General features: G+C 56.2%; 24 protein-coding genes. 10 read left to right on the forward strand and 14 right to left on the reverse strand.

Going from position 1 to position 23,115, the window contains the following annotated elements; translation table 11 throughout:
* Positions 1-5: 5 nt before the first annotated feature.
* The 6 genes from ACXPUX_RS09530 to asd form a co-directional block, all read right to left on the reverse strand.
* On the reverse strand, positions 6-578 hold the full coding sequence (locus tag ACXPUX_RS09530; protein WP_458828100.1) for a PTS sugar transporter subunit IIA: 573 nt from the start codon (positions 576-578) through the stop codon (positions 6-8).
* Positions 579-695: 117 nt separating this feature from the next.
* Complete coding sequence (locus ACXPUX_RS09535) at positions 696-1,163, reverse strand: ACT domain-containing protein (RefSeq protein ID WP_112089888.1); 468 nt, start codon at positions 1,161-1,163, stop codon at positions 696-698.
* A gap of 55 nt (positions 1,164-1,218) precedes the next feature.
* Positions 1,219-2,511 (reverse strand): CapA family protein, encoded by a 1,293-nt coding sequence (locus tag ACXPUX_RS09540; RefSeq protein ID WP_458828101.1) that lies wholly within the window; start codon positions 2,509-2,511, stop codon positions 1,219-1,221.
* Between the two features lie 42 nt (positions 2,512-2,553).
* Positions 2,554-3,312, reverse strand: a complete 759-nt coding sequence (gene dapB / locus ACXPUX_RS09545) for a 4-hydroxy-tetrahydrodipicolinate reductase (RefSeq protein ID WP_458828102.1) — start codon at positions 3,310-3,312, stop codon at positions 2,554-2,556.
* Positions 3,313-3,384: 72 nt separating this feature from the next.
* Positions 3,385-4,278 (reverse strand): 4-hydroxy-tetrahydrodipicolinate synthase, encoded by an 894-nt coding sequence (gene dapA / locus ACXPUX_RS09550; RefSeq protein WP_308562614.1) that lies wholly within the window; start codon positions 4,276-4,278, stop codon positions 3,385-3,387.
* Between the two features lie 45 nt (positions 4,279-4,323).
* Entirely contained in the window at positions 4,324-5,406 is a 1,083-nt protein-coding gene (asd, locus tag ACXPUX_RS09555) for an aspartate-semialdehyde dehydrogenase (RefSeq protein ID WP_458828103.1), read from the reverse strand.
* Between the two features lie 166 nt (positions 5,407-5,572).
* Between asd and queA the strand changes: the two genes are divergently transcribed.
* From queA to ACXPUX_RS09590, 7 genes are all read left to right on the forward strand, one after another.
* Entirely contained in the window at positions 5,573-6,601 is a 1,029-nt protein-coding gene (gene queA, locus ACXPUX_RS09560; protein WP_458828105.1) for a tRNA preQ1(34) S-adenosylmethionine ribosyltransferase-isomerase QueA, read from the forward strand.
* A gap of 109 nt (positions 6,602-6,710) precedes the next feature.
* Positions 6,711-7,856, forward strand: a complete 1,146-nt coding sequence (gene tgt / locus ACXPUX_RS09565; protein WP_055184384.1) for a tRNA guanosine(34) transglycosylase Tgt — start codon at positions 6,711-6,713, stop codon at positions 7,854-7,856.
* A 74-nt stretch (positions 7,857-7,930) separates the two neighbouring features.
* Complete coding sequence (yajC, locus tag ACXPUX_RS09570; protein ID WP_458828106.1) at positions 7,931-8,248, forward strand: preprotein translocase subunit YajC; 318 nt, start codon at positions 7,931-7,933, stop codon at positions 8,246-8,248.
* A 66-nt stretch (positions 8,249-8,314) separates the two neighbouring features.
* On the forward strand, positions 8,315-8,713 hold the full coding sequence (locus ACXPUX_RS09575) for a TIGR04086 family membrane protein (RefSeq protein WP_458828107.1): 399 nt from the start codon (positions 8,315-8,317) through the stop codon (positions 8,711-8,713).
* A 41-nt stretch (positions 8,714-8,754) separates the two neighbouring features.
* Positions 8,755-9,501, forward strand: a complete 747-nt coding sequence (locus ACXPUX_RS09580) for a hypothetical protein (RefSeq protein WP_458828108.1) — start codon at positions 8,755-8,757, stop codon at positions 9,499-9,501.
* A 131-nt stretch (positions 9,502-9,632) separates the two neighbouring features.
* The gene (gene radA, locus ACXPUX_RS09585; RefSeq protein ID WP_458831216.1) at positions 9,633-10,979 is read left to right on the forward strand and encodes a DNA repair protein RadA; all 1,347 of its coding nucleotides are present in this window, start codon (positions 9,633-9,635) and stop codon (positions 10,977-10,979) included.
* A gap of 15 nt (positions 10,980-10,994) precedes the next feature.
* Entirely contained in the window at positions 10,995-12,203 is a 1,209-nt protein-coding gene (locus ACXPUX_RS09590; RefSeq protein ID WP_458828109.1) for a tyrosine-type recombinase/integrase, read from the forward strand.
* Between the two features lie 666 nt (positions 12,204-12,869).
* Here the strand turns inward: ACXPUX_RS09590 and ACXPUX_RS09595 are convergent.
* The 6 genes from ACXPUX_RS09595 to ACXPUX_RS09620 all read right to left on the reverse strand — a co-directional run bounded on the left by ACXPUX_RS09595 (position 12,870) and on the right by ACXPUX_RS09620 (position 19,741).
* A complete protein-coding gene (locus ACXPUX_RS09595; RefSeq protein ID WP_458828110.1) occupies positions 12,870-13,733 on the reverse strand; it encodes an N-acetylmuramoyl-L-alanine amidase family protein in 864 nt (287 codons plus the stop codon).
* Positions 13,734-13,849: 116 nt separating this feature from the next.
* Positions 13,850-16,264, reverse strand: a complete 2,415-nt coding sequence (locus ACXPUX_RS09600; RefSeq protein WP_458828112.1) for an endonuclease MutS2 — start codon at positions 16,262-16,264, stop codon at positions 13,850-13,852.
* A 15-nt stretch (positions 16,265-16,279) separates the two neighbouring features.
* A complete protein-coding gene (recO, locus tag ACXPUX_RS09605) occupies positions 16,280-17,029 on the reverse strand; it encodes a DNA repair protein RecO (protein ID WP_458831218.1) in 750 nt (249 codons plus the stop codon).
* A gap of 218 nt (positions 17,030-17,247) precedes the next feature.
* Positions 17,248-18,183 (reverse strand): GTPase Era, encoded by a 936-nt coding sequence (gene era, locus ACXPUX_RS09610; RefSeq protein ID WP_458828113.1) that lies wholly within the window; start codon positions 18,181-18,183, stop codon positions 17,248-17,250.
* 46 nt (positions 18,184-18,229) lie between these two features.
* Positions 18,230-18,721, reverse strand: a complete 492-nt coding sequence (ybeY, locus tag ACXPUX_RS09615) for an rRNA maturation RNase YbeY (RefSeq protein WP_458828114.1) — start codon at positions 18,719-18,721, stop codon at positions 18,230-18,232.
* 24 nt (positions 18,722-18,745) lie between these two features.
* Positions 18,746-19,741, reverse strand: a complete 996-nt coding sequence (locus tag ACXPUX_RS09620; RefSeq protein WP_458828115.1) for a PhoH family protein — start codon at positions 19,739-19,741, stop codon at positions 18,746-18,748.
* Between the two features lie 252 nt (positions 19,742-19,993).
* Here ACXPUX_RS09620 and ACXPUX_RS09625 point away from each other — a divergent pair, with 252 nt between their 5' ends.
* From ACXPUX_RS09625 to ACXPUX_RS09635, 3 genes are all read left to right on the forward strand, one after another.
* On the forward strand, positions 19,994-20,311 hold the full coding sequence (locus ACXPUX_RS09625; RefSeq protein ID WP_458828116.1) for a PadR family transcriptional regulator: 318 nt from the start codon (positions 19,994-19,996) through the stop codon (positions 20,309-20,311).
* Positions 20,308-20,811 carry a DUF2812 domain-containing protein gene (locus ACXPUX_RS09630; RefSeq protein ID WP_458828117.1) on the forward strand — a complete coding sequence of 168 codons (504 nt, stop codon included), beginning with the start codon at positions 20,308-20,310 and terminating at the stop codon, positions 20,809-20,811. Before ACXPUX_RS09625 ends, ACXPUX_RS09630 begins: the two co-directional genes overlap by 4 nt.
* Positions 20,812-20,971: 160 nt before the next feature.
* Positions 20,972-21,166 carry a DUF3873 family protein gene (locus ACXPUX_RS09635; protein ID WP_015538508.1) on the forward strand — a complete coding sequence of 65 codons (195 nt, stop codon included), beginning with the start codon at positions 20,972-20,974 and terminating at the stop codon, positions 21,164-21,166.
* A gap of 73 nt (positions 21,167-21,239) precedes the next feature.
* Here the strand turns inward: ACXPUX_RS09635 and yqeB are convergent, their stop codons facing one another.
* Together yqeB and ACXPUX_RS09645 are read right to left on the reverse strand one after the other, a co-directional pair.
* The gene (gene yqeB / locus ACXPUX_RS09640; protein WP_458828118.1) at positions 21,240-22,055 is read right to left on the reverse strand and encodes a selenium-dependent molybdenum cofactor biosynthesis protein YqeB; all 816 of its coding nucleotides are present in this window, start codon (positions 22,053-22,055) and stop codon (positions 21,240-21,242) included.
* Positions 22,052-23,107: an XdhC family protein gene (locus ACXPUX_RS09645; protein WP_458828119.1), complete on the reverse strand. Its 1,056-nt coding sequence runs from the start codon at positions 23,105-23,107 to the stop codon at positions 22,052-22,054. Before ACXPUX_RS09645 ends, yqeB begins: the two co-directional genes overlap by 4 nt.
* Between the last annotated feature and the right edge of the window lie 8 nt (positions 23,108-23,115).

Below are 23,115 nucleotides of genomic sequence, written 5' to 3' on the forward strand. Positions count from 1 at the left end.
ATTTTTTACATTTTGGCGCGTAACAGCTGCTGACCGGCAGTTACCCGGCCGGAGTGCAAAGGCTCTATCCGCGCAAACCGACTGCTGTTGGTCACGATCACCGGAGTGGTCAGCGTGTAGCCTGCCGCTGCAATGGCTTGCAGATCAAACCGGAAAAGCAACTGTCCCTTCTGCACATGGTCGCCAGCCTGTACAAACAGCTCATAGCCTTTGCCTTTTAGCTCCACGGTGTCCATGCCAACGTGGATGAGCACCTCCAACCCGTTATCACACAGCAGACTGACGGCATGGCAGGTTTTGGCGATCTTTTTCACGATGCCGTCTGCGGGCGCTACCACCTCGCCGCAGCTGGGCTCGATGGCGCAGCCCTTGCCCAGCACCTCGCTGGAGAATACCGGGTCCTTGATCCGGGTCAGTGCCCGGATACGCCCTGTGACCGGCGCATAGAGCAGCTGCCCGCTGTCCGCAGGAGTGGTTCCCGCTGCCGTGTCCTCCGGGGCAAGTAGCGGCGTGTTTTTCTCAAAATGTGCCAGCAGCCGCTGCCGGATGCTGTACATAAGAGTAGCAGGGTCTTTCATTCCGGGTTCCTTCCTTCGGCAGGGAAACTACCATGGTGGTACTTTACCTTTTTCTGCGCGTTTCGCAAAAACAGGGCCGAAAGGAAAGTTGTCCCCCTCGGCCCCGACTGATTGCTGTTACAGCTCGTATGCCTTTTTCAGTGCCTCGTAGGCGGCGTCCTCGTTTTCCGCGTGGACGAGCAGAGAGATATCCAGATCGCTGGTAGTAATCAGCAACACCTCGATACCGGCCATAGCCAGCGCATTCAGCGCCCGCGCAGCCACGCCGCAGCTGGTGACCATATCCTCGCCGAACAGATTCAGCTTGGAATAGCCCACGCTGATCAAGGGAGACGCCTTGGCGTCCTTATCCAGATTTGCCGCCGAGATTGCTTTCATCACCAGCGGAAGATCACTGCTAGATGCAGTAAAGCTGAAATCAATGGTAGTGCCGTGGGGAGCGCTCTGGCTGATCATATCCACCACCACGCCGGTCTCTGCAAAGATATCCAGATAGCGGGACAGACTGTTGCCCCGGAACGCTACGTCCTGCACACTGATCATCATCAGATCAGTCTCGATATTGATCTTCGATACTCCGTACATAAAAATTCCTCCGTTCTGCCCGGGTTGCCGGACAACGCTCAATCATTTCACATTTTTATGTAAGTACTAAAAAGGATGCGCTGATATTATTTTGCGCGATTTTTTGTATCCTGTCAAGGCTGAAATCAGAATAATTTGCCCGCACACCATGCGCTGCCGCCAATTCCTGCGTGTAATCGCTTAAAAAATAGGTTCGCACATTGGTCTTTCCGGCATCGTAATGGGTCACGGTGGGGTGCAGCTGCGGTTCAAGCACTTCACACTGTACCGAGCCGTTCGGCTGGGTAGTCTTTTGCAGCTGCAAGGTCAGGATAGCGCCCACCAGCTGATCCGGGCGGCTCTGGGTGCTGAGAAAATTACCCAGCGAGAAGGCAACAAAGCTTCGCCGTCCGTCCGCTGCGGTCAGCCACTGGGCATCTTGCAATACATGGGGGTGGGTGCCCACAATGACATCCGCGCCCCAGTCTGCCAGATTCTGTGCCAGCGTGCGCTGGCTGTCCACGATGGCGTGGCTGTCCTCTACACCCCAGTGCACCCCAACCACCACAAAATCTGCCTGCTGACGCGCCAAGCGTACTTGCCGCTCGATCACATCAGTCTGGCTGGTGTAGATGATATTAGCCGTCATATTCTTGTTCTGGCGGATACCGTTGGTGTGCTCGGTGTAGGAGAGATAGGCGATGGTCACACCGTTGACGGTTTGCAGCGGGATACGGTCGTAATCTTCTTCGCCGCGCCACAGACCGGTGGTGACCACATCCTCCGGCATGGACTCCCAGAATTGCAGCGTGGCCGCAATGCCGGAGGCACCCTTATCGTAGGTGTGGTTATTGGACAGGCTGAACACCCGCACCCCGGCGCGGTACAGTGCCCGCGCACAGTCACCGGGGGTGGAAAAACTGGGGTAGGTGGAGGGTGCAAGGGTGTCGCTGCAAAGGGTCTCCTGATTGATCCAGTTCACATCCTGCTCGGCATAGAAAGGAGCAATGTGTTCATAGCAGTAATCAAAGCTGTACTTTCCCTCTTCGCCTGCCCGGCGGGCAGCCTGTTTATAGATAGGGGCATGGATCAGGTTATCTCCTGTTGCAGAAAACCGGATGGTTTCCACCACGGGCTGCGGTTCGGGCTCCGGCTCCGGGGTCGCAACGGATGAAGCAGGGGATAGTGCATCCTCCGGCGGCTCGATGCCGCCCACCGGTACATCTTCTCCCGGCAGCTTTGTCCAGATCCCAAGACACAGTGCTATCACGCTCGCAGCCAGAACTGACAGCACCACTGCCCGGAGCGTTTGCTTTCGGCCGCGCTTACGGGCAGCCAGACGCCGCCGCTTTAAAGGCTCCTGCTTCATCGTTCACCTCTTCTCCCGGCGTATGCCGGGACAGTTTGTTTTTCAGAGTGCAGCGATCAGATCGCCCATATCGTACAGACCCGGCTCCTTTTTCGCCAGATAGACCGCAGCATTCACTGCGCCGTTGGCGAAGATGCTGCGGGAGTAGGCGGTATGCCGCAGGGTGATCACCTCGTCCGGGCCGCAGAACAGCACCTCATGGTCGCCCACGATGCTGCCGCCGCGCACAGAACTGATACCAATCTCCTTCGGGTTGCGCTTCTGGCGCACAGAGGAGCGGTCGTACACATAATGGTACGCGCCGTCATTTTCCTCGTTGATGGCATCGGCCAGCATCAGCGCCGTTCCGCTGGGAGCATCCAACTTGTTGTGGTGATGCTGCTCCACGATCTCGATATCATAGTTGACGCCCAGCACAGCAGAGGCGCGCTTGCACAGCTCGGCCAGTACGTTGATGCCCATGGACATATTGGCGCTCTTGAACACCGGAACGCTGCGGGACAGCTGCACTACCTTCAGCTGCAGCTCCTCCGAAAGGCCGGTGGTGCACACCACGATGGGCAGCTTGTGGGTCTGGCAGTAGGGCAGTGCCTTTTCCACTGCGGCAGGGGAGCTGAAGTCGATGATCACATCGCCCTTACCGTTCAGCTTTTCCAGACTGTCATAGACCGGGATACCGTTCTGTTCGCCGTCCTTCATATCGATACCGGCCACCACGCAGCAATCCTCACGCTGTGCGATCATATCGCACAGCACATGGCCCATGCGGCCGCCAATGCCCTGAATCACGATCTCTGTCATTGTTGTTTCCTCGTTTCTATAATATGGCAGAATGCCCGGAAGGTGAAGATTCCCGGGCATTCTGTACGCTTTTTATTCCTTGATCAGACCGGCAGCCTGCAAAGCCTGCTCGATCTTTGCCTTGTGGGCATCGCTGGGCTCTACCAGCGGTAGACGGCACTCACCTGCGTTCCAGCCCAGCACGTTCATGGCGTACTTGACCGGAATGGGGTTCACCTCACAGAACAGAGCCTCCTCCAGCGGCAGCATTTCCAGCTGCAAAGCGCAGGCCTTGGCGGTGTCGCCGTCAAAGAAAGCCTGACAGCAGTTATGCACCAGCTCCGGCGCAACATTGGACACCACGCTGATGACGCCCTTGCCGCCCAGTGCCAGCAGGGGAACCACCTGATCGTCATTGCCGGAGTAGATGTTCAGCGCATCACCGCACAGTGCAGCCACCTTGGCCACCTGAGAGATGTTGCCGGAGGCCTCCTTGATGCCGTTGATGAGCGGGTGCTTGCTCAGCTCCAGAGCGGTCTCGGGTGCAATGTTCAGACCCGTGCGGGAGGGCACATTGTACAGGATGACCGGGATGCCGCCAGCCTCAGCCATGGCGGTAAAGTGCGCCACCAGACCGGCCTGCGAGGTCTTGTTGTAGTAGGGGGTGACCATCAGCAGGGCATCGGCACCGCAGGCAGCAGACTTTGCTGCCAGTGCGCAGCCGTGGTCGGTATCGTTCGAACCGGCACCGGCGATGACCGGGACACGGTGATTGACCGTATCCACGGTGAACTTGATGGCGGCCAGCTGCTCCTCGTCGGTCATGGTAGAGCACTCGCCGGTGGTGCCGCAGATGATGATGGCATCGGTGTGGCGGGCGATCTGATCCTCGATAATGCGGCCCAGCTCGTCAAAGTTGATGCTTCCGTCCTCGTACATCGGGGTGATGATGGCCACACCCGCGCCGGTAAAGACAGGCTTCTTCATAGTAAAATACTCCTTTGCTGCGTGTATCGCGCAAAAATTCAGGGATTAGTCCATATAGCCCTTTGCTGCCAGCAGCTCAGCCAGCAGCACAGCACCGCCAGCAGCACCGCGCAGGGTGTTGTGGCTCATGCAGGCAAACTTGTAGTCAAACAGGGTATCCTCCCGCAGACGGCCGATGCACACGGCCATGCCGTTCTCGGTGTTGCGGTTCAGCTTGGGCTGCGGACGATCGGGCTCGGTAAAGTAGTGCAGGAACTGTTTGGGTGCGCTGGGCAGGTTCAGTTCCTGTGCGGAGCCGCGGAAGTTCGCCCATGCTTCCAGCATCTGCTCCTTGGTGGGCTTTTTGTCAAAGCTTACGAACACGGCTGCGGTGTGGCCGTCCGAGACAGGCACACGGAAGCACTGTGCGGTGATGACCGGCTTCTCAGCATTGACGATCTGGTCACCCTCAATGTGGCCCCACAGCTTCAGCGGCTCGCGCTCGCTCTTTTCCTCCTCGCCGCCGATGTAGGGGATCACGTTGTCCACGATCTCAGGCATCCGGTCAAAGGTCTTGCCAGCACCGGAAATGGCCTGATAGGTGCACACCAGCGCCTTGCTCACGCCAAAGTCCTTCATCAGGGGATGCAGGGCAGGCACATAGCTCTGCAGGCTGCAATTGGACTTTACCGCGATGAAACCGCGCTTGGTGCCCAGACGCTTGCGCTGGGCGGGAATGATCTCGATATGGTCGGCGTTGATTTCGGGCACCACCATGGGAACATCCGGGGTAAAACGATGGGCACTGTTGTTGGAGACCACCGGGCACTCAGCCTTGGCGTATGCTTCCTCCAGTGCTTTGATTTCGTCCTTGGGCATATTGACAGCGCAGAAAACAAAATCCACCTGCGAAGCCACTTCTTCCACCTTGGAAGCGTCCAGAACGGTCATCTTCTTCACGCTCTCCGGCATGGGAGTGGTCATGGCCCAGCGGGAGCCTACTGCATCCTCATAGCTCTTGCCCGCACTGCGGCCGGATGCGGCCAGTACGGTCAGCTTGAACCAGGGATGATTCTCCAGCAGAGTCACAAAACGCTGACCCACCATGCCAGTTGCGCCTACGATACCCACTTTATACTGTCTTTCCATTTCCAGCACCTTTCCTTTCAAAAAAACAAACAGCAAATCTTATCATTGCGAAGAACACGGCTTGCAAACCGGACAGCGATGCAATATAATAGATACCGTTTATACAGATTCTATGATATCATTGATACGTTGTCCGTGTCAATCATCGGAAAGGCAAATGCACACTATGTTAAAAAAAGATTTTTGGTATGATTTACCCAAAGAGCTCATTGCACAGGAGCCCGTAGCCCCGCGGGATGCTGCGCGGCTGATGGTTTTAAGCCAAAAGGACGACAGCATCCGGCACAAGGTATTCCGCGACCTGCCGGAATTTCTGGAGCCGGGAGATCTTCTGGTGGTAAACAATTCCAAGGTTCTGCCCGCCCGCATCGTGGGCGTCAAGCAGCCTACCGGTGCCGTATGCGAGCTGCTGCTGCTTCGGCAGGTGAAGGGCGACCAGTGGGAGTGCCTGGCAAAGCCCGGCAAGCGGATGCAGCCCGGTACAAAGGTGAGCTTTGGCGACGGCAGTCTGACCGCCGTGGTAGACGAAACCATGGAGGACGGCAACAAGTACGTTACATTCTATTATGATACCGAAACGCTTTATGAAAAGCTGGATGAATTTGGCAAGATGCCGCTGCCGCCCTACATCACAAAGCAGCTGGAGGATCAGAGCCAGTATCAGACCGTCTACGCCAAGGAGCTGGGCAGCGCAGCTGCTCCCACCGCCGGGCTGCACTTTACTCCGGAGCTGATGGACACCCTCCGCGCCATGGGCGTCGGCATTGCAGAGGTTACCCTGCATGTTGGTCTGGGCACCTTCCGCCCTGTGCAGGAGGACGAGATCACCGACCACAAGATGCACAGCGAGTGGTACTCCATCAGCGAAGAGACCGCCCGGCGCATCCGTGAGACCAAGGCCGCAGGCCACCGGGTCATCGCCGTGGGCACTACCAGCTGCCGCACGCTGGAGGCTGCCGCTGCCAAGTACGGCGAGATCAAAGCTTGCAGCGGCAACACCTCCATCTTCCTGTACCCGGGGGTGAAGTTCAACTGCATCGATGGGCTGATCACCAACTTCCATCTGCCGGAAAGCACCTTGATCATGCTTGTGTCTGCCCTGTACGGCTACGAAAAGACTATGCACGCCTATGAGGTAGCTGTGGCAGAGAAGTACCGCTTCTTCTCCTTTGGCGATGCGATGCTCATTTTGTGATTTTTTGTAATTGCGGCATAATGCTGCTATGATCGTTCTGATAACTTGCAGGCTTGCGGCCTGCATCGAGGCTGCACGGCTGTTTTCCGTGCACAGAAAGGAAAAGACCATGCCTTCTTTGACGACCTACACCCTGCTCAAGCAGGAACATAACGCCCGGCGGGGCGAGTTCAAAACCGTGCACGGCACGGTACAGACCCCTGCCTTCCAGAATGTTGCCACCGCCGGTGCCATCAAGGGCGGCCTGTCGGCGCAGGATCTGAAGGATATCGGCGCACAGGTCATGCTGTGCAACACCTACCACCTTCATCTGCGTCCCGGCGATAAGCTGGTAGCGGATATGGGCGGTCTGCACAAATTTACCCGCTGGAACGGCCCCATCCTGACCGACAGCGGCGGATTTCAGGTGTTCAGTCTGGCAAAGCTGCGCAAGATCACCGAGGAGGGCGTGACCTTCGCCTCTCATTTGGACGGTCACCGCATCTTTATGGGCCCGGAGGAGAGCATGCAGATCCAGGCAAACTTGGGCTCTACCATCGCCATGGCTTTTGATGAATGCGTGGAGAACCCCGCCCAGCACGATTATTCCAAGGACAGCTGCGAGCGCACCACCCGTTGGCTGAAACGCTGCAAGGCCGAAATGGCACGGCTGAAACACGAGGGCATCTCGGTCAACCCGGATCAGCTTCTGTTCGGCATCAATCAGGGTTGCACCTATGCAGACCTGCGTGTGGAGCATATGAAGCAGATCGCAGAGCTGGAGCTGGACGGCTACGCCATCGGCGGTCTGGCTGTGGGCGAGCCAACCGAAGTGATGTACGAGATGATCAGTCAGGTGGAGCCGCACATGCCTAAGGACAAGATCCGCTACCTGATGGGCGTTGGAACTCCCGGCAATATCATTGAGGCTGTGGCTCGCGGCGTAGACCTGTTTGACTGCGTTATGCCCAGCCGCAATGCCCGCCACGGCCACCTGAACACATGGAGCGGCATCATCAACATCAAAAATGCCAAGTACGAGCGGGACGAGCGTCCCATCGACCCCGCCTGCGGCTGCCCGGTGTGCCGCAACTACTCCCGCGCCTATATCCGGCATCTGCTCAAGGCAGACGAGATGCTGGGGATGCGCCTGACCGTGATGCACAACCTGTGGTTCTACAACCACCTGATGGAGCGCATCCGGGATGAGCTGGATGCCGGTACCTTTACCGCCTTCCACGACAGATATGTGAAACTTCTGGATACCCGAATTTAAACTTTAGCCTTGCAACAAGGCTGATAAGAGGGTATAATAGCATTATCTGAATTTTTGAGAGGAGATTTTGCCCCATGCAATTTCTGACTACCACGTCCGAAGGCTATATCAGCCTGTTCTTCACGCTGGCATTGATGCTGGTCCTGCTGTACTTCATGATCTACCGTCCCCAGAAGAAGCAGGAAAAGAAGGATGCCGCTATGCGCAGCAGTCTGGAGATCGGCGATCAGGTCATCACCATCGGCGGTGTTATTGGCCGCGTTGTCGCCATCAAGGACGACACCTTTGTTCTGGAGACCGGCGCTGACCGCGTGAAGATCCGCTTTACCAAGTCTGCCATCTCTTCTGTCGAAAAGCTGAACATGGATAAGGCTCCTGCCGATAAGAAGTAAGCATTTATACCGTGCATACATGAACCGCCTCCCTGCATAGACTATGTGCAGGGAGGCGGTTTTGTTATGTCTGAATCTCGTAGTTTCCCGGCGGAGCTTCTTTCGTTTCTGCTTTTCGGGGTGCTGGGGGTAGCCGTAACGGCGGCAGCTCTGGCTGGTTTTGCGCAGCTGATGGCCGGACAGGGCTGCTCCGGCAGTGTCGCGCCGATACTTGCCACAACAGCTGTGTGCATGGGCAGTCTGCTGTGCGCACTGGCGGCAGCGTTCCGCAAGAAGGTGCGCGGTCTTTTGACCGGATTGCTCCAAAGTACATTTCTGGCATTGCCGCTGGCGCTTTCTGCTGTATGGAACGGCACCGCCGCCGAGCCTGCTGTGGTGTGCCGTATTCTGGCGGTGCTGCTCTGCGGCGGTATTGGTGGGCTGCTTGGCGTCACCCTGCGCAGCCGCAGGCACACGCTTCGTTGATAGTTCTGATAAAACGAATCCATCAGAGGGGAAAACAGCGTATGTGGATCTACGAACAAGAAAAAACGGGAGAAAACCTGTCTTTGCTGCCGCAGATGGTCAGCTTTCCGGCGCAGAAAACAGAGCCCGCTCTGCCGACTGTACCGGAAACTGCACCGGAACCCGTAGAGCAATTGCCGCAAAAAGAGCCCTGCATCCCGTCAAAGCGGCACGCTACCCGGGATTGCTGGCTGCTGGCTGCGGCCTTTCTGCTGGGGAGTTCGGCAGCCGGTGTATTGCAGGCCCTATGCGATGCCCGGCAGGCAGAACTGCTGCGGTATTATCTGGAAGCGTGGCAAGGGCTGTTTGCGCCGGGCAGTCTGCAAGGGGCAGTACAGCTTTTTGGCATGGAATATCTGGCTCTCGGCCTTGTGGTCAGCCTTTTTCTGGCACTGGGGCTTTCTGCCCTTGGGCCAGTGATGATCTTTGGCAGCATGATGTTGTACGGTTTGGGCAGCGGGTTGCTTATGGTACAGCTTTGTGCGGCAGGCGGGTGGAAAACGATACTTCTGGCCTTACTTTGGACAGGCCTGCCCGCGGCAGCGGCAAGCGGCTGTCTATGCTTTTTCGGAGCCTGTGCTTTGCAGGTCAGCAGTCGTATCCACGCTTATTCTTTTCGTAAGCATCCCGACGGACAAGCCCGCCCCGGGGTGCAGGCGCTGCTGGGACAATATCTGCTGACCATGGTGGTGTTGCTGCCGCTGTGCGGTGCGGCGGCAGGGCTTTCGTATCTGGGCAGCCGCTTGTAAACAATATCCTTTTCTTGCGGGTTTTGGCGCAGTGTGTTACAATAACAAAAGACCATTATAAATGAGGGACAGACATGAAACTAAAATCCGTCTATGTATGCTCCAATTGCGGAGAGACAAGCCCCCGCTGGATGGGGCGCTGCCCCAGCTGCGGCAGCTGGAACACCATGAACGAGGACGTTGTTGCCGAAGCCCCCAAGGCGGGGACTCCTGCCGCCCGGCAGGCTGCTGCGGCTCGTCAGGAGGGCGTGACCACCCTGACCGCCCGGCGGCTGTCAGAAATCAGCACCACCGAGGAAAAGAGCCGCATCCTGACCGGCATCTCGGAGCTGAACCGTGTATTGGGCGGTGGTATCGTACTGGGCGGTGTGGTGCTTTTGAGCGGTGAGCCGGGCGTGGGCAAATCCACCATGCTGTTACAGCTGTGCGGTGCCATCTCTAACCAGCACAGTGTGCTGTATATCACCGGCGAGGAATCTGTCCGGCAGGTCAAGCTGCGCGCTGCGCGACTGAAGGTGCCGCAGGACAACATTTTTCTGGCGGCAGAAAATGACGTAGACGAGATCTGCGGCTTGATTGAAAAGGAAAAGCCGGACCTTGTGGTCATCGACTCCATCCAGACCATGCGCTGCATGGATATCTCGTCCTCGTCCGGTACGGTCAGTCAGGTGAAGGAGAGCGCCGCGCGTCTGCTGGCAGTTGCCAAAAAGCAGGAGATTCCCATGTTCATCGTGGGTCATGTGAACAAGGATGGCGCAATTGCAGGCCCCAAGGTCATGGAGCATATCGTGGATACAGTGCTCTACTTTGAGGGCGACAAGATGCTGCCGTACCGCATTCTGCGGGCGGCCAAAAACCGCTACGGCTCCACCAATGAGCTGGGCATGTTTGATATGACGGGGCAGGGCCTTGCTGAGATCGAAAACCCTTCCCAGATGCTGCTGGAAGGCCGTCCTCTTGGCGTTTCCGGCAACTGTGTGGCCTGCACCATGGAGGGCAGCCGTCCTATCCTGAGCGAGATACAGGCACTTGCCACCAAGACGAATTTTCCTGCACCCCGCCGCGCTTGCAGCGGATACGACTATAACCGCATGAATCTTTTGATTGCCGTGTTGGAAAAGCGGGCAGGGTACTTCTTTGGCAATCTGGACGTTTACGTCAACATTGTGGGCGGTATTGCGCTGCGGGATACCGCCTGCGACCTTGCAGTCTGCCTGAGCATGGTCTCCTCGCTGCTGGACCGCCCTGTCAGCGATAAGCTTATCGCCATTGGCGAGGTAGGTCTGGGCGGGGAAGTGCGCAGCGTGCCAAATCTGGAACAGCGTCTGCACGAGGCAGAGCGTATCGGCTTTGAGCGGGCGGTCATCCCCAAGCACAGCCTTGCACACCTAAATGCCGCAGATTATCCCGGCATGAAGCTGGTCGGCGCGGCGTATATCGCAGATGCCATCAATGCGCTGAAAAACGACCGCCTGTGATGAAACGAGGAAGCTATGTCGATCTATCTGGACGAAAGAAACCCCGGCAAGCACGCCCCCTTTGAGGATGCTGCCCCGGATATTGTAGAATATGTGCGGTACCTTGAGGTGATCGCCGGCAAAAGCGCCAATACGGCGTTTAGTTATTACTGTGACCTGCGCTCCTTCAGCCGTTTTATGAAGCGCCGTCGCGGGCTTGTGGCCGCAAATGCGGAATTCAAGGAAATCGACCCCAAGGGGCTGGATACGGCCTTCTGGGGCAGCATAACAAAAGAGGATATCTACGAATATCTCTATTTTCTGAACGGGGAGTGCGGCAACAAAAAATCCTCTACCGCCCGTCGGCTGGCCAGCCTGCACGGCTTTTATGATTATCTGGTCAATCAGGTCAACCGCTTATCCGAGGACCCTACGGCGGCTATCCGCCCGCCCAAGCAGGATAAGGTCTTGCCCAAATATCTGACGGCAGAGCAGTCTATCTCACTTTTGGAGAGTACCCAGACCCAGAGCGACTTCCCGGAGCGGGATTATTGCATGGTGGTACTGTTTCTCAACTGCGGTATGCGTCTTGCAGAGTTGGTGGGCATGGACCTTGGAGACATTGACTTAGAGCAGCGGCAGATCCGCCTGTTCGGCAAGGGCCATAAGGAACGCATGGTCTACCTGAATGATGCCTGCGTGGAGGCGCTTCAGCTGTATCTGCGCAAGCGTAACACCATGGAAGGGCTTTCACCCAAGGAAAAAGCCGTGTTCATTACGCGGATGCGCAAGGAGCGTATCTCGAACCGCAGGGTAGAACAGCTGATCTCCGGTGCGATGAAGGCCGCCGGACTGAAGGGCTTTTCCACCCATAAGCTGCGCCACACAGCCGCAACTTTGATGTATCAGACCGGTAATGTAGATATCCTTACCCTCAAGCAGCTTCTGGGACACAGCAGTGTGGGAACCACACAAATTTATACGCACCTGCAAGAATTTCAGGTTCGCTCTGCCATTGAAGAAAATCCGCTGGGCAAGGTATTGCCCATAAAAGCCGCAAAAGCAAGCTTGGATACAACAGAAACAGCAGGGGAGACATCTGCCGTAAATGCCCCGGCGGGAGAGGATGCTTTTGAGCCGTCTGGCCCTATGGCTGCCTTTGAGGGTGCTGCGCAGGATGGCTTCCGGGCAAATATTTCGGCAATGTCCAACGAAGAAACCGACGATTCATCAAATGATACTTGATTTACATAATCTGATTCAGAAAAGTGCCCGAAAACACGCAAAGACCCATGGCAGCATCCGATTCGACCGGATGCTGCCATGGGTCTTTGTAATTTAACGGTATAAGCAATCAGCATCCATACATACAGGAGCATCCATAGAAACGATCTGGTAGAAACGCGCAAAGTAATGCCTACGCAAAAGCAAATGAACAACCATAGCAGCAAACTGTAAATTATAAAACGCAGCATGAAATGAATCGCAATCGAACCGATGAAGCAGCGCATAATGCAGGAACAATCTGTAAGCGTGAGACAGAGAAATCAATAAAATATGATAAAAAGTGCAGAATGCGCAAAACGGTTGAACCAAGCCCAAAAATGAGCCAGACGGGTCTGGAACGCCAAAAATCCGGGAAATGGGCTTTTTTCACTTCCCTAAGTTTCGCATAACGTGCATTATACGAAACAACTATAATCAAAAAAGAGAAGCCGCCCTTCTCTCTTTCTGTTAGATTTCCGGCAGCTTCTGTGGATGCTTTTCAGTTTGCGCACGCCCGCTTCTACGCCGCTGGACGCATTACCAGTATGTTCAAGTATTTGACTTCTGCCTGCGGTGGCTGTTCAGGTGCGTTACAGGTCATGTTACATAAGGAGTATCGTTTCTTCTGCTTTGGTGATGCGATACTCATTTTACCGGCAGCGGTTCTGTACCGAAGTATGCACAGATGGCTTCATAATAAATGCGTGCCACAGCTTTGCAGCCCTCCTCGCTGCCAAAGCGCTTCACATCTTCGGTGTTCGTTACAAAGCACTGCTCCGCCAACACTGCCGGACAATCCACGTCCTCCAGCAGCGTAAAGCTGCGCTCAGGCCGCACCTGTGTATAGGTGTTTTCCACCAGCTGCTTCTGGTCGTTTTCCAGATAATAAATGTACCGCACTCCCCCACGTCCGCGCAGTTTTGCGCCGATGCTCTGCATTCCACCGGCCAGCAGTCGGGCAAAATAAAAGCTCTCCTGATGCCATGTACGCCCGGGCACTGCCGGATAGCATTCAAAACCGGCTGCCGTAGAGCCGTTGGCTGCGGAGTTGCCGTGGATGGACAGCAGCAGCTGCGGGCTTTGGGTACTGGCAGCCGCTGCACGCTGGGCAGGCGTAGCGGTTGCATCAAAGCCTTCCCGGGTCTGCAACGGAATGTAATTGGAATCCTGCTCTAACCACTGAAGCAGCGCAGCAGCCGTTGCTGCGGTGACCTGTTTTTCCTCGACCACTCCCCTTGCGCCTGGGTCGCTGCCGCCATGCCCGGCGTCTATTGCCACCCGGTACGGCGGGTCGCCCACCACAGGACGAAAATCATCCTCTGCGGCCAAGACTGTCGGTTCTGCGGGTGCGTTCAGTTCCAGTGCCGCCTTCCATAAAAACAGGCCGAAGCATAGCATCAGCACCGCAAAAACCAGCAGCAGACCGTGTAAAAACCGGTTCCTCGTTTTGCAGTGGTGCGTTTTACGTTTGCTATGTTTATTTACTGGTCTGCGCTGACTAGTTGGCATAAAGCTTTACTTCCTGTTCGTTTTACATTCCCTTTTATAATACGAGTATACTCGCCTTTTCCCTGCACTGCAACAAAAAAAGACTGCCAATTTTTCAAAAGGCAGTCTTTACTGGGTTATTTCAATTCTACAACCGTCACGCCGCTTTCGCCTTCGCCGTAACGGCCAAGACGGAAGCTTTTTACCATGCGGTTGCCGCGCAGATGCTTATGGATGGCGGTGCGCAGTGCACCGGTGCCGTTGCCGTGGATCAAGTAGACCACCGTCTGTCCGTTCAGGATAGCGCGGTCAATAAAGGAATCCACCTCGGACAGCGCCTCGTCCACCGTAAGCCCCAGCAGGTTGCACTCCATTTTGGCGGTGCGCTGTACGCGCTCTACCCTGCCGTTGGGACGGTTGGTATCGCCGGTCAGGCGGGAATATCGCTGCTGCGCTTTGGTCTTGGGTGCGGCGGGCTCTTTTACCAGCTTTTCCGGCTGCTTCAAGCCCTTGAGGGGTACCTTGGTCTTGATGATACCGGCACGCACCAGAACATCGCCGTTTTTGTCCGGCAGCGCCAGAACGGTGGCCAGCTGGTTCAGTTCTGCAATGCAGACCTCCTGCCCTACCTTTACCTCCTTCAGCGGCACAAACTCCTTAATGGGATTATGCACCACCTCTGTGCCGGCAAACAGCTTTTCGGTCTCCTTTTTGGCAATTTCGCGGGCACGCTGTGCCTTCTGCTGGGCGCTCATACGCTCGTCCTTTTGCAGCTGGCGCAGTTCATCGGTCAGCGCGTAGGCCTGTGTTTCCACCTGCTGTGCCAGCGTGCGCGCCTTGGCACGGGCAGCCTCCAATTCATTTTCGCCCTGCTGGATCAGCTCATCCCGCTTTTTGCGGGCGGCTTCCAGCTGATGGGAGGCTTCGTTGCGCAGCTGCTCCACCTCGTTCTGGCTTTCCTTCAGCTGCAGCTTCAGATCATCCAGCTGACCCAGAACTGCATCCAGACGCTTATCCTCGGCAGACAAATGCTGCTGAGCCGCCTCGATGACACGGCTGGGGATGCCCAGCTTTTCGCTGATCAGGAATGCGTTGGATTTGCCCGGAACGCCCACGCTCAGCTTATAGGTGGGACGCAGCGTTTCCAGATCAAACTCGCAGCTGGCGTTGACCACGCCCTTGGTCTCCAGTGCAAAAACCTTCAGTTCTGCATAGTGGGTGGTCGCCATCAGCAGCACACCACGGCGGCGTAGCTCCTCAATGATGGCAACTGCCAGCGCGGCACCCTCGGCGGGATCGGTACCGGCACCCAGCTCGTCCAGCAGCACAAGGGTGTGCGGCATGGCCAGTTCCAGAATGCCGGTGATTTTTTTCATGTGGCCGGAGAAGGTGGAAAGGCTTTGCTCAATGCTCTGCTCATCGCCGATGTCTACCAGAAATTCATCAAACACGCAGATCTCGCTGCGCTCGTCTGCCGGGATCAGAAAACCGCACTGTGCCATAGCGCACAGCAGACCGGCGGTTTTCAGAGTGACCGTTTTACCGCCGGTGTTCGGGCCGGTGATGATAAGGGAATCATATTCCCCGCCCAGTGCAATATCCACAGGAACGCACTTCTGCGGGTCAATCAGCGGATGGCGGGCGCGGATCAGTTTAAAGGAAGAATTCGTCCGCACAGCGGGCTTAAAGGCCTTCAGCTCCAGCGCAAGCCTTGCCTTTGCCAGCAGGATGTCGATCTCCAGCATAGCCTTGTAGCTGTACTGGAACTGCGGCTCAATGGCAGCCACCTGTGCGGTAAAGGCCACCAGAATGCGCTCGATCTCCTGCGCCTCCTGTGCGCGGTACTGCAGGATGCGGGCATTGGCTTCCACCACTGCCTGCGGCTCCACAAACACCGTAGCGCCCGTAGAGGATACATCGTGGATGATACCGCTCACCTCGCCGCGGTACTCGCTCTTGACCGGCACAACATACCGGCCGTTGCGCATGGAAACCACGCTTTCCTGCAGGTATTTAGAGGTATCCATATTGCGCACCATGCTTTCCAGCCGGTCGCGAATGCTGTTCTCGGTGGCGCGGATCTTTTTGCGCAGCTCTGCCAGCGTGCGGGAGGCTGTATCTGCCATGGCGTCCGGTGCCAGAATGGCACTGGAGATCTGCTGCTCAATGCCCGGTTCCGGTGCCAGCGCGTAAAACAGATCATCGGTCGGCAGCGCGTCATGCTCAGAGGAGCCATACCAGCTGGTCAGGTGCTGAAAATTGCGCAGCGCACCAGCCACCATCAGCAGCTCGCCCATAGAAAGCACACCGCCTTTTACGGCACGGGCGGCAAGCTGACTGACCCCCTCCACTCCGCCAAAGCGTGGCGATCCGTTTTTGATCAGCAAGGTGTTGATGCTATCCGTCTGCTCCAGCGCGTAGCGCACCTCGTCCGGGTCACATTGCGGCTCAATGGCCAGCAACATGGCACGAGCTTCCTTACATACGCAGCCCTCCGCTGCGCGGGAAATGATCTTATCCAGTTCTAATGTTTTTAAGTAGCTTGTTTCCATACTTTTCCTTTTTGGTCAGGGCAGCACACTTTTCAAAAAGGCATAGCTCTTCAGCGGCTTATCCAGATGCGTCAGGGCATAGTTTTCAGCCACTGCGGAAAGCTTCGCCAGACTGCCCACAGAGATCTTGAATGCAAATATTTTTTTGTCCTCTACCAAGCAGATGTGGCGCAGTGCAAACAGCGCAGCCTTGTCCAGATTACAGTTCTTGCCCGCCTTTGCCGCACAGGATGCACAGAGCAGATGCCCTTCCTGTGCGTCCAGATAAAAGGCATCTCCTTCATCGTAGGTGCCGCAGTCCCGGCAGCAGACCAGCTGCGGCATAAAGCCGCACTCGCTCATGGTGCGCAACTCAAATACCGCCTTGATCACCCGCAGGTCGGTGCGGTGCTCACTGATCATATACAGGCTGTTCAGCACCAGACGCAATTCCCGGGCTGCTTCCTCGCCGGTAGGCGAAAGCGCAGCGGCCATCTCGGTAAGATACATGGCAAGGCTCACCCCTTCAATGGAGGAGGAAACGCCGTGGAAGATATTCTGCACCTCGGCTTCCCGCACGGTATACATATTGCGTCCGGGCACCAGCGTAAACTCCGAATAGCAGAATAGCCCGCAGGCACTGAACAGCTTGCTTTTCAGCCGCAGACTATTTGCAGCCATTGCCGTGATCACGCCCAGCTTCGGGGTAAGGATCGTCAGAATGCGGTCGGCTTCTCTATAACGGGTCTCCTTCAGTACCAGACCCATGGTCACAAATGGTTCCATCATCCGTTTCTCCTGCCGGATGCTCGGCGGGCAGCTGCACCAGTTGTTTGTAATCAAGATAACGGAGAATGTTCCCCGTGCAGGCAAAGGCCTGCCAGCTTGCAGCAGCATCCATCTTCAGCACTCCTTCCCTTTCCTGTGCACAGGCTGCTTTTGTTATAGTGTCAGCCTGATTCTAGCACAGCATACAAGGGAAAACTGTCCTGCTTTGGCAGCGCTCAGCGGTTGGATGGATTCTGCTTGAAGCCGAAGTTATTCAGTAAAAATTCGTTGTCCCGCCAGTCGGATTTTACCTTGACCCAGCATTGCAGGTTGACCCGGCAGCCCAGGAACTCCTCGCAGTCGGCGCGGGCAGCGCTGGCGATCTTTTTAAGCATCGCACCGCCCTTGCCGATGACCATGCCCTTGTGGCTCTCCCGCTCGCAGTAGATGTTCACATCAATGTCGATCAGGTCTGTGCCCGGGCGCTCCTTGAAGCGCTCCACTACCACTGCAATGCCGTGCGGGATCTCATCCCGCATAAAGAGCAATGCCTTTTCGCGGATGACCTCGGCCACAAGCTCCTTTTCCGGCATATCGGTATAGGCGTCATCATCAAAGTAATGGGGGCCTTCCACAGCGTAGCGGCTCAAGGCATCGAACAGCTCCTCGCTGCCCTCCTTGTTGCGCACACTGATGGTGTAGATCTCGTCAAACACACCCAGTGCCTTCAACTCTGCCTTGCGTGCCTCTAAGTCGGCGGGATTTTTCACAAGGTCTGTCTTGTTGATGACTGCAATGGCCGGGCCGCTGCGGTGCAGCGCTTCTACCAATGCCATCTCGGATTCGTTCAGCGCGCCGTAGGGCTCGAACAACATCATGGAAACATCCACATCCGCAATGGAATCGCTGGCGGTCTTATCCATGCGCTTGCCCAGCTTGTTGTGCGCCTTGTGCACACCGGGGGTGTCCAGCAGCACATATTGCAGCGGCCCCCGGGTGATCACGCCGGTGATGCGGGTGCGGGTGGTCTGGGGCTTGGAGGTGACGATAGCCACCTTTTCACCGACCAAGAGGTTCGTCAGGCTGGATTTGCCCACGTTCGGCCGTCCGATGACAGCAACGAATACAGAGGAGGTGTCGTAATGCTCCTGAACGGGTGTTGTAGTACTCAAAGCGAACTCCTGTCTTGTTTTTATGTTCTGTTGCAGTGAAGGGATATCATTCCGTGTAGCTGACCGTGCGGGGCAGCCCCAGCTGCAGCAGCACAGCCTCTTCTTTTTCGCGCATACGCATGGCTTCTAGACCGCCGTTTTCGTGGTCGTAGCCCAGCAGATGCAGCATGGAGTGGACAGTCAGAAAGGCCACCTCCCGCTGCAGCGGATGTCCATACAGATTGGCCTGCTCCATGGCGCGCTCCATGCTGATGACGATATCGCCCAGCATCATGCAGCCGTTGTTCTCGTCGATATCGTACTTGCCGTTCTCACCCAGAGGAAAGCTCAGCACATCAGTGGGCATGGGCTTGTTGCGGTACTGGTTGTTCAGCTCGGCAATGGCAGCGTTGTCCACAAAGGTAACGCTGATCTCGGCAGGACGGTCAAAACGCTCATATTCCAGCACTGCGTTACAAGCGCGCCGGATCAGGATACGGAGCCCGGAGGGCACCTTGACAGCTTTCTGGGAGTTGGTGATCAAAACTTTGTTGGACATATCGGTCCACTCCTTTCAAAGGGTTTATTTAGAATTCTTTTTGTTTTCTTTATTTTCCGCATCGGCAGCCGGATGCGCGGCGCGCTCGTAAGCCTTTACGATCTCCTGCACCAACCGGTGACGCACAACGTCCTTATCAGTAAAGTAGCACTGTGCAATGCCGTTCACATCCTTCAACACCTTTAGCGCGTCCACCAGACCGCTGCGGGTGCTGCCCGGCAGATCGATCTGGGTCACATCGCCGGTAACGACCACCTTGGAGCCCACACCCATACGGGTAAGGAACATTTTCATCTGCTCCGGGGTGGTGTTCTGCGCCTCGTCCAGAATGATAAAGGAATCATCCAGTGTACGTCCACGCATATAGGCCAGCGGGGCAACCTCAATGATCTGCTTTTCTACCAGACGCTCGTAGGTCTCTGCACCCAGCATATCAAACAGGCCATCGTACAGCGGCCGCAGATAGGGGTCTACCTTCTGCTGCAGGTCGCCTGGAAGAAAGCCCAGCTTCTCGCCTGCCTCCACCGCCGGGCGGGTCAGGATGATACGGGATACCTCCTTGGCCTTGAAAGCCTTTACCGCCATAGCTACGGCCAGATAGGTCTTGCCGGTACCCGCTGGGCCAACACCAAAAGTAATGGCATTGGAGCGGATGGCATTCAGGTATTCCTTCTGCCCCAGTGTTTTGGGGCGGATCGGGCGTCCCTTGACCGTGACAGTGACAAAATCCTCGGTCAGCTCCTTTACCCGCTTCTCCGCGCCATCGTGCGCCAGACTGATACAGTAGTGCACGGTCTGATCCTCCAGCGGTGTTCGGTTCTCGATCAGAAGAAGCATTCCCTCCACAGCGCGGTTCGCTGCCGCCACATTGGCAGGCTCGCCGGAAATGCGCAGCTGTGTACCGCGGCAAACAGCGGTAACAGAAAACTCTTTTTCCAATAAGCGAATATTCCGGTCACAGTTGCCAAAAACAGCCGCTGCGATCTCTACACTATCCAGTTCAATACACTTTTCCGCCATGGAGCTCCTCCCGAATTGCAGAATTTGATAACTATATTGTACCACCAAAATCTTCAGAAGAAAACTATGAAAAGTGCACAAAATATTTTCCCGTGTTCCATCGGTTTTTCCATACAAACTGTGTTTTAAAGCTTTTTGATAGCTTTTTCCCGAAAACACTTGACAAAGTATATCGGTAGACGATATACTTTAAGTACGATATATCGGTTGACGATATAAAGACACTCGATAGAATCCATGGAGTATTTCAGTATGGAAAGCCTTGCATTGACCGAATCGACCTATTATATTCTGTTGTCTCTTTACCATCCGCAGCACGGCTATGGCATTATGCAGCAGACGGAGCAGCTTTCCGGCGGCAGAGTCCATCTTGCCGCCGGGACACTGTACGGCGCATTGACTTCTCTGTGCGAAAAAGGCTGGATCCGTCCCCTGCCCGCCGAAAGCGGCAGCCGAAAAAAGGAATATCAGCTTACCGCAGAGGGCGTACAGGTTTTAAAGCACGAGCTTGCCCGCTTGCAGCAGCTTGTGGCAAATGGTGAGAGCATCCTGAAGGAGGAAGCCTTATGAGGGAAAAGAAAACCGTTTTCAAGCTTTTCTTTGTGTGGGATTTTGAAAAAGAGGAGCGCTGGCTGAACGAGATGGTGCAGGAGGGATGGGTACTGGACAATACCGGGTTTTCCTTTTATACCTTTGTGCGCTGCGAACCGGGCGAGTATATCATCCGCTTGGAGATGAACCCCAGCAGCGATTACCGCGCCTTTGTAAAGGAACTGGGTGCGGAATATATCGGCGGTTGTGTCAACTGGGTGTACTTCCGTCGGAAAGCAGAACTTGGCAGTTTTGAGCTGCTCTCGGATATTGACTCCCATCTGACGCATCTGAGCCGCATCGACAGGATGCTTTCCCTGATCTGCTTGGCAAACCTCATCATGGGCGTAACGAACTCTCTGAACCAGTTCCGGTACGGCTGGCTGAACCTGTTGTGCGCAGCAATGCTCTCCTATGCACTGGGGCGCATCCACGGCATGAAAGCAGCATTGGAAAAGGAGCGCAGTTTGCATGAATGATTTGTCAAGCCCTTCTTTGCCACAACCGCAGAGAAAAAGCCGACGTATCTTTGGATAAAAAGGCAATGGCAAACCTTTCTCCATCGTGATACAATAACAAGCGTTGTGTGCCGCCGCCCGGCGGACGTTTGGACTGCTTGAATACAAAGGAGAAGGAACCATGGAACAGCTTTTTCTGATGCCCGGTGAAGAACGATACGAGCGCTTCAAGGATGGCAACGGTGTTCCCAAGGTGCACTACTCCTACTGCTCCATGCGCGGTGCCTTCTTCGATTGCGAGAGCCGCAGTCTTGAGGAAGCCCAACGCCTGTGCGAAAACTGGCTTGTAGGGCAGGATCGCTGCTACCGCAACTAACATAGAACCATAAAACCCCTGCCGTATTTGCAGACCTTCTTGCAAAACGGCAGGGGCTATTTTTATATAGATTTTACTGCCACACCTGCGCACAGACAAGTTCCAGCACGCTACCAGCAATACAGCGGGATTTATCCGAGATCAGGAAGCAGTTGGAAAGTTCCTCCCGCCGGGGGTCGATATCCGCGATCTTAAAGCCCTGCGTGACCGGATAGCCGCTGCGCAGCAATCCGCGCAGAATACCGGGGATCTGTGCTGTAACCGAGATCTCCTCCCCCTCCGGGGTACGGATAGTAGCGATAGTCTCGCCCTTCTCCACCAAATCGCCGATTTTACGCACATTCATAAAGACACCGGCAGTCTGTGCATGGATCACCCGCTCCGCACCATACCCGCCGATGACGCCGGGGATGCCGGTATTGGGGATAGCGCTCCCCTCTCGGATGATCCGGCCCAGCCGGTGACCGCGCTTGGTCTCCACCACGGCATCTACATCCTTCCCGGCAACAAAGCCAGGGCCAAGGGCAATGGTCAGCGGTGCCATATCCCGGCGGGTGCCAAGGTTGCGCTTGGCCAGAATGGCGTCCACTACGACCTCTGGCTTTGCCCGGGCAATACAGATGCCCTCCGGGTCAACGAGCACTGGAACGCCCCCCTGCGCCCAGACGGACTGTGCCTGCTCTAATGCTTCAATGCGGACAGCACGCAGTCCTTCGACCGTGGCTTCACCTTCATACACTGCTTCGCACAGGGTCACCTGACGGCGGATGGCTGCGGGCTGTGTCGTTTCCAATACCAGCACCCGCAGCCCGGCGCTCCACAACCGGTGGATGGTGCCGGTGGCAAGGTCGCCGCCGCCGCGCACGATGATCAAAGCGTCATTTTTCATTTCGTTTCCTCCCCGGGGCAAAGTGTCTGCAACAGCACTTCCATGGAACCGCCGCAGGCAGCAATGGCTGCGTCCTCGTTTTTGCCGTCAGCCGAAAGCTGTAAGCATTGCAGGGCGGGCGCAGCCTGTGCCAACAGTTTTAATGCCGCCTGCACCGTGTAATGCTCCATAATGCCGCCGCCCACACTGCCCACGGTATTGCCATCGGGCAGAATGAGCATTTTTGCGCCCACATCCCGCGGAGTGGAGCCGTGCCGCGCAACAATGGTAGCCAGCACCGCCGGAGTGCGGGCTTTTTCTGCCTGTACCATTGCATCCAGCAATGCGATGGGATAGCCCTCGGTCTGGGAGCGGGCATTCTTGACCTGCACGATCTGCGCCAGAATGGAAAGCGCGATCTCCGCAGCGGTCTGCGCGCCGATGGCAAGGCCGATGGGGGCGCAGAGCGCATCGATCCGCTGACTGTCCAGACTGTTCTCCAACAGCTGACGGCGCACCAATGCAGCACGACCACGACTGCCCATCATGCCCACATAGGCCGCAGGCTTTTGCAGGATCTGGGTAAGGCAATCCAGATCAAAAGCGTGGGAGCGGGTCAGTACCGCAAAATAGGTCTCTGCCCCGCCTGGCACATTTTGAAGCGCCTGTGCAAAGGGGGCACAAAGCACGGTGTCTGCTCCGGCGGCGCGCAGCTGCTGGGCAAATTCTTCCCGGTCGTCTATGGCAAGCACCGGCAAGCCAAGAAGCTTTGCCTGTTTTACAAGGGCAGCAGCCACATGGCCGCCGCCGCAGACTACCAACTGCGGCACCGCACCAAAGCGCTCGGCAAATACTCGCTGCCCGTCCAGTGTCAGAAAGCCCGTAGCGGTACAGGCTTGCAGGACGGCAAGCTGACGCTGCAAAAGTTCGGCATTTCGAGTCTGCCACACGGCGTTGCCGTCCCGCAGCAGCAGCTGACTGCCTGTCTCTGCGCCTTCCAGCACGGTAGCCAGCGTATAGCTGCCGGTCTGGTTTGTATCTTGCAGAACGTCTGCAAGCGTTTGTCTGTTCATTGGTGTCC

The sequence above is a fragment of the Faecalibacterium sp. PGM34 genome, from assembly GCF_054456555.1.